The organism is Natrinema soli (assembly GCF_028618695.1).
Map to the genome: position 1 here is coordinate 1 of NZ_JAQIVI010000013.1, position 4,800 is coordinate 4,800.

The 4,800-nt window shown below is 65.8% G+C and carries 6 protein-coding genes; all 6 read right to left on the reverse strand.

The window, feature by feature from the left end:
* The coding region (locus tag PGX04_RS00965) for a pyruvoyl-dependent arginine decarboxylase (RefSeq protein ID WP_273736802.1) at positions 1–207 on the reverse strand (207 nt) is incomplete at its 3' end.
* Between the two features lie 94 nt (positions 208–301).
* Positions 302–526, reverse strand: a complete 225-nt coding sequence (locus tag PGX04_RS00970; RefSeq protein WP_273736803.1) for a hypothetical protein — start codon at positions 524–526, stop codon at positions 302–304.
* Between the two features lie 72 nt (positions 527–598).
* Positions 599–1,831 carry a proteasome-activating nucleotidase Pan2 gene (gene pan2 / locus PGX04_RS00975; RefSeq protein WP_273736804.1) on the reverse strand — a complete coding sequence of 411 codons (1,233 nt, stop codon included), beginning with the start codon at positions 1,829–1,831 and terminating at the stop codon, positions 599–601.
* A 121-nt stretch (positions 1,832–1,952) separates the two neighbouring features.
* Positions 1,953–3,746 carry an oligoendopeptidase F gene (pepF, locus tag PGX04_RS00980; protein WP_273736805.1) on the reverse strand — a complete coding sequence of 598 codons (1,794 nt, stop codon included), beginning with the start codon at positions 3,744–3,746 and terminating at the stop codon, positions 1,953–1,955.
* A 54-nt stretch (positions 3,747–3,800) separates the two neighbouring features.
* On the reverse strand, positions 3,801–4,037 hold the full coding sequence (locus PGX04_RS00985) for a hypothetical protein (RefSeq protein WP_273736806.1): 237 nt from the start codon (positions 4,035–4,037) through the stop codon (positions 3,801–3,803).
* Positions 4,038–4,138: 101 nt separating this feature from the next.
* Positions 4,139–4,800: pseudouridine synthase family protein (locus PGX04_RS00990; RefSeq protein WP_273736807.1), on the reverse strand; the 662-nt coding region annotated here is incomplete at its 5' end.

Below are 4,800 nucleotides of genomic sequence, written 5' to 3' on the forward strand. Positions count from 1 at the left end.
TCGAGCCTCGACGACGGTCAGGCGCTCGCCCGCGGGGCCGAGGTCGGGGGCGGTGCCGACGGCCTCGACGTGAGTCTCGGCGGGAATGACGGACGAGACCGAGACGAGGTTATAGTTCTCGACACCGGCCTCGGCGAGGGCCGCATCGTAGGACGCCATCGCCGTGGGTGCCGACGCGGACCCCCAGACGACTCGAATCGTGCTCATATTCGCTTTCGGGGACGAGCGGCGTAAGGCGTTGCGATTCCGCGGTCGAAACCGCCGAGCGGCGCGTCGTCTCGCGGCTCTCCCTCGCCGAAATCTATCGGCGAACGAGCGCGACGCTACTCGCGACGGCGAACGCGGCTATTCCGGCGACGAGCCCGTACCGAGCCGCCGTCGAGGGAGACTGACCGTTGATCAAGACCGCGCTGACCGCCCAAACCGAGCCGATAACGACCGCGAGAACGAGACCGTGGACGAACGGGCGGGCCTCGAACCACTGATCGACCTGTCGGTACCGGCGAAACACGGATTCGAGGCTCATAGATGGTAGCACGCGTCTATAGTATTACACGTCAGGTAAGTGTATCGAGAGCGAGTTGAGGGAGAAAGCCGCTTACTGGTAGAAGTAGCCGGCCGAGGACACGACATCGCTCGAGTCGTCTTCCTCGATCTTCTCAAGGGCGTCAGCGAAGTCCTGATGGGTGACCTGATCGCGGTCGTTGCGGATGGCGAACATGCCGGCCTCGGTGGCGAGACTCTCGATATCTGCACCGGAGTAGCCGTTGGTGTCGGCCGCCAGGTCGGCGAAGTCGATGTCGTCGGCGACGTTCATCCCGCGGGTGTGGATCGCGAGGATCTGCTCGCGACCCTCCTCGCCGGGTTCGGGGACTTCGATGAGGCGGTCGAACCGACCGGGGCGGAGGATGGCCCGGTCGAGCATGTCGAAGCGGTTGGTGGCGGCGATGATGCGGATCTCGCCGCGGGCCTCGAAGCCGTCCATCTCCGAGAGGAGCTGCATCATCGTCCGCTGGACCTCGGCGTCACCGGAGGTCTTGGACTCCGTTCGGCGAGTCGCGATGGCGTCGATCTCGTCGATGAAGATGATGGCTGGTTCGCGCTCGCGGGCCATCTCGAAGAGGTCGCGAACGAGCCGGGAGCCCTCGCCGATGAACTTGCGGACGAGCTCCGAGCCGGCCATCTTGATGAAGGTGGCGTCGGTCTCGTTGGCGACGGCCTTCGCGAGCATCGTCTTGCCCGTTCCCGGCGGCCCGTAGAGGAGCACGCCGCTGGGCGGGTCGATCCCAACCTCGTCGAACAGTTCGGGCTCGGCGAGGGGCTGTTCGACGGCTTCGCGGACTTCGCGGACCTGCTCGTCGATGCCGCCGATATCCGCGTAGGTGACCTCGGGCTTCTCGGTGATCTCCATCGACTGGGCGCGCGCGTCGGTCTCGGTGTTCAACACCGTCTGGATCGCAAAGGAGTCGTTGACCGCGACGCGGTCGCCCGGCGCGACGCTATCGACGATCCGAGCGGAGACGTCCGTGAGTACTTCCTGGTTGTTGCCGTGCTGTTTGACGATGACCTGCTCGTCGTCGAGGACGTCCTCGACGGTGGCGATGTACAGCGACGAACTCTTCAGCGTCTCGTTTTCCCGCTCGACGCGATCGACTTTCTCCCGGAGGCGCTCGCGACGCTCCTCGGCGTCGTCGAGCTGGGCCGCCAGCTTGTCGTTGACGTCGACGAGCTCTTCGTAATGCCCGCGGAGCGCCTCGAGCCGCTCGTCGTCGGGGAGTTCGGAGTCGATATCGCGGTGAGGTCGGTCGGGAATAGACGGGCTTCGAGACATCCTGATATACGCCGTTAAGATAGCGACAGTAAATGTGCCTTTGGGTCCCGGAGGAATTTCTGTCGGATGGCAGTATAGTCGGCCCGGCTATGGCAGGCAATCGGGGAGCGCGGAGAGCCGGTCACTCGAGCAGCGACTCGAACTCCTCGAGGCGCTGCCCGTACGTTTCGAGCGCGCGGTCGATCGGCCCCGAGGAACTCATGTCGACGCCGGCGATCCGCAGGAGTTCGAGCGGGTACTCCCGGGAACCGTGGCGGAGGAACTCGAGGTAGTCGTCGGCGGCGGACCGACCGTTCTCGAGGACGTCGTCGACGATGGCGAGCGCGGCGGAGATACCGGTCGAGTACTGATAGACGTAGAAAGCCCGGTAGAAGTGCGGGATGCGCATCCACTCGGTGGCGATGCGGTCGTCGATCACGGCGGGTTCGTAGTAGTCCTCCTTGAGCCCGCGGTAGACCTCGTCCAGTCGATCGGCGGTCAGCGGCTCGCCCGCTTCCTCGAGGCGGTGGGTCTCATGTTCGAACTCCGCGAACAGCGTCTGTCGGTAGAGCGTCGAGCGCACGCGCTCGAGGAACTCGTTGAGGACGTGTTTTCGGAACTCGGGGTCGTCGACGGTCTCGAGCAGGTGGTTGGTCAGCAGGGCCTCGTTGACCGTGCTGGCGACCTCGGCGACGAAGATCTCGTAGTTCGAGTAGATGAAGGGCTGTTCCTCCTTCGTCAGTTCGGAGTGCATCGAGTGGCCGAGTTCGTGGGCCAGCGTGTACATCGAGGAGATGTCGCGCTGATAGTTCAGCAGGATGAAGGGCTGCGTGTCGTAGGTGCCCCCCGAATACGCGCCGGACTGTTTCCCCTCGTTCTCGTAGACGTCGACCCACTGGGAGTCGAGTCCCTCGGCGACGCGGGACTGGTACTCCTCGCCCAGCGGCGCGAGCGCGTCGACGACGTACTCGGTCGCCTGATCGTACTCGAGGTCCGGGCCCTCGTCGCCTGTCAGGGGCATGTAGAGGTCCCACATCTGCAGGTCGTCGACCCCCAGCGCCCTCTCCTTGAGTTCGGCGTGGTGGTGGAGCTTGTCGAGGTTGTCGTGGACGGTGTCGACGAGCGTATCGTAAACCTCGACGGGAACGTTCGGCCCGTCGAGGGCGGCTTCGCGCGCCGTGTCGTAGTTGCGCGCTCGAGCTGTCTTGACGTCGGCCTTCACGCTGTTCTTGTAGGACGCAGCGACCGCATTCCGAACCGACGCCCACTCGTCGAAGTAGCCCTCGTAGACGCGCTGGCGAAAGTCGCGGTCGGGTCGTTTGAGCAGGTTCGTGACGTTGCTCTGGGTGATCTCGACCGCCTCTCCCGTCGGATCCTCGACCGTCGGGAACTCCATATCCGCGTTCGAGAGCATGTTGTAGACCTCGCCCGTCGCGCCCATCACTTCGCCGAGGTCGGCCAGCAGCGCCTCGACTTCGGCCGAGCGGGTGTGGGGCTTCATCCGGAGGACGTCGTCGACGTAGTGGTCGTAGGTCTCGAGGCCGCGCTCCTCGTCGACCATCGACTCGAACTCCTCGCGGGTCAGCGTCTGGATTTCGGGGTCGATGAAGGAGGCGGCGGACTGGGCGTCGGCTGCCAGCGACTGCGAGCGGGCCGTCAACGCCTGATACTGCTGGTTCGTCGTATCTTCGTCGCGGCGCATACGGGCGTAAGCCGCGACCGTCGACACCTCGCGCATGATCTCGTCGCGCAACTCGAGCACCTCTTGGAGGGTTTCGGCGTCGTCGGTGACCCGCCCCTCGTAGGACTCAAGGTCGTCGACGCGTTCGGCGACCGCCTCGTAGGCGGACTCCCAGTCGTCGTCGGTCGCGTAGATGCTCTCGAGGTCCCAGGTGTACGCCTCGTCGACCTCGGAGCGCTCGGGGACGGAACTCATACCCCGAATTTTGAAACGAAGGAGGTAAAGGGTATCGGACGGTCTCGCGGACGCCTACGTTTCCGCGTCGACCGCGGTCCGGACGACTCGAGCGACGCCGAGCATCGCGAGGTACGTTCCGACGAGGGCGAGCAAGATGAGCAAGATGACGCCCAAGACGGACGCACCGACCTCGGGATGGGTCCGCAGCGGTGCCGTGAGACGGAGTCCGAAGAAGAACACGAGCACGCCCGCGGCGACGCGGATCGACGCGCGCCAGTAGGCACCGTACTCGTCAGGCGAGAGGTCCATGCGCTGACGTGTGTCCCCGGCCGTGAAAAACGCTCGTACACCGTCCAGCACCGTCCAGCGACGGCCGGCAATCCGAACGCTCACCGCTCGAGCCAGCCCCGTCACCGCACCCCGTCGGCCACGTCTCCGGCGACTCGAGCCCCGGTCTGCCGGTCGATTCGGCGACGCTCGAACACCGCTCGAGCGCTCTCGGCCGCCGCGTCGTCGATCTCGAACTCGAGGTCGGGATAGCGGACGTCGGTCAGCACGAGCGGCTCCGGCGGCGCGGGTGCGATTCCCTCGTGGCCGGGCAACGGCTCGGGTCGGAAGACGCGGTCGATTTTCTTGAGCGGGGCGTCGCCGGCACCGACGTCGCGAGCCAGTGAGATCAGTCGGCGGACGAGTTCGCGGGCGAAGCCGTCCGCGCTGACGGTGACGAGTAGATACTCGCCGTCTCGGACCGCCTCGAGCGACGGCGAGCGCTCGGTGTTGTGGTCGTCCGGCGTCAGGTTGTGAACGTCGTGGGCACCCGAGAGCGCTTCGCAAGCCGCTCGGAACCGCTCATCGTCGACGGCTGGCGCGCCTGCGCTCGACGAGTTCGAATCGGCGTCCGCCGTGGGTGGTGCGTACAGGTGGTACGTGTATTTCCGGCGGTTCGCGTGGTGCGTCGCGTGGAACCCCGCCGGCGCGTTGGCGGCCGCCCACGCGCGAACGTCCGCGGGAAGTTCGGCGTTCAGCGCACGCGGTGCGAGCCAGTCGGGAGCCTCGAGTGCGATCGTCTGGG